Source organism: Aquamicrobium ahrensii (assembly GCF_040545755.1).
Lineage (GTDB): Bacteria > Pseudomonadota > Alphaproteobacteria > Rhizobiales > Rhizobiaceae > Mesorhizobium > Mesorhizobium ahrensii.
In genome coordinates this window covers 1-1,509 of the sequence record NZ_JBEPMN010000036.1, presented here as the reverse complement: position 1 = coordinate 1,509, position 1,509 = coordinate 1, and the positions used below count along the sequence as shown (strand labels likewise).

At 67.3% G+C, this 1,509-nt stretch carries 1 protein-coding gene; it reads left to right on the top strand.

The genetic code is table 11. The features are described 5' to 3' along the window. The coding region (gene acs / locus ABID44_RS18640; RefSeq protein ID WP_354153174.1) for an acetate--CoA ligase at nt 1–1,509 on the top strand (1,509 nt) is incomplete at both ends.

Genomic DNA, 1,509 nt, shown 5'->3' with positions numbered 1-1,509 from the left:
GGAGCTGCACGAGCAGGTGTGCCGGCTGGCCAATGTGATGAAGAAGCACGGCGTGCAAAAGGGCGACCGGGTCACCATCTACATGCCGATGATCCCGGAGGCGGCCTTTGCGATGCTGGCCTGCGCGCGCATCGGGGCGGTGCATTCGGTCGTGTTCGGCGGCTTTTCGCCCGACGCGCTGGGCGGGCGCATCGTCGACTGCGAATCGACCTTCGTCATCACGGCCGATGAGGGGCTGCGCGGCGGGCGCGCCATTCCGCTGAAGGCGAACACCGACAAGGCTATCGACATCGCGGCGAAGAACCATGTCCTGGTGAAGAACGTGCTGGTGGTGCGCCGCACCGGCGGCGCGGTCGGCTGGGCGCGCGGCCGCGACCTGTGGTACGACGAAGAGCTGGCCTCGGTGGGGGCGGACTGCGCGCCGGAGCAGATGAATGCGGAGGATGCGCTGTTCATCCTCTACACGTCCGGCTCCACCGGCAAGCCGAAGGGGGTTTTGCACACCAGCGGCGGCTATCTGGTCTACGCCGCGCTGACCCACCAGCATGTGTTCGACTACCATGACGGCGACGTCTACTGGTGCACGGCCGATGTGGGCTGGGTGACGGGCCATTCCTACATCGTCTACGGGCCGCTGGCCAACGGGGCGACGACGCTGATGTTCGAGGGCGTGCCCAACTATCCCGATCAGGGCCGCTTCTGGGATGTGGTGGACAAGCACCAGGTCAACATCTTCTACACCGCCCCCACCGCCATCCGCGCGCTGATGGGGGCGGGCGACGAGTTCGTGAAGCGCGCCTCGCGCAAGTCGCTGCGGGTGCTGGGCTCGGTCGGCGAGCCGATCAACCCGGAGGCGTGGGAGTGGTACTACACTGTGGTTGGCGAGGGCCGCTGCCCGGTCGTCGACACCTGGTGGCAGACGGAGACCGGCGGCATCCTGATCTCGCCGCTGCCGGGGGCCACCGACCTCAAGCCCGGCTCGGCCACGCGGCCCTTCTTCGGGGTGCGGCCGCAGCTGGTCGACAATGAGGGCAATGTGCTGGAGGGGGTTGCCGACGGCAATCTGTGCATCGCCGATTCGTGGCCGGGCCAGATGCGCACGGTCTATGGCGACCACAAGCGCTTCATCGAGACCTATTTCTCGCAATATCCGGGCCGCTACTTCACCGGCGACGGCTGCCGGCGCGACGCCGACGGCTATTACTGGATCACGGGCCGTGTGGACGACGTGCTCAACGTGTCGGGCCACCGCATGGGCACGGCGGAGGTGGAGTCGGCGCTGGTGGCGCACGACAAGGTGTCGGAGGCGGCGGTGGTCGGCTATCCGCACGACGTCAAGGGCCAGGGCATCTACTGCTATGTGACGCTGATGGACGGCGAGGCGCCGGACGAGGAATTGCGCAAGGAGCTCGTCGCCCATGTGCGCAAGGAGATCGGGCCGATCGCCTCGCCCGACAAGATCCAGTTCACGCCGGGCCTGCCCAAGACGCGCTCGGGCAAGATCATGCG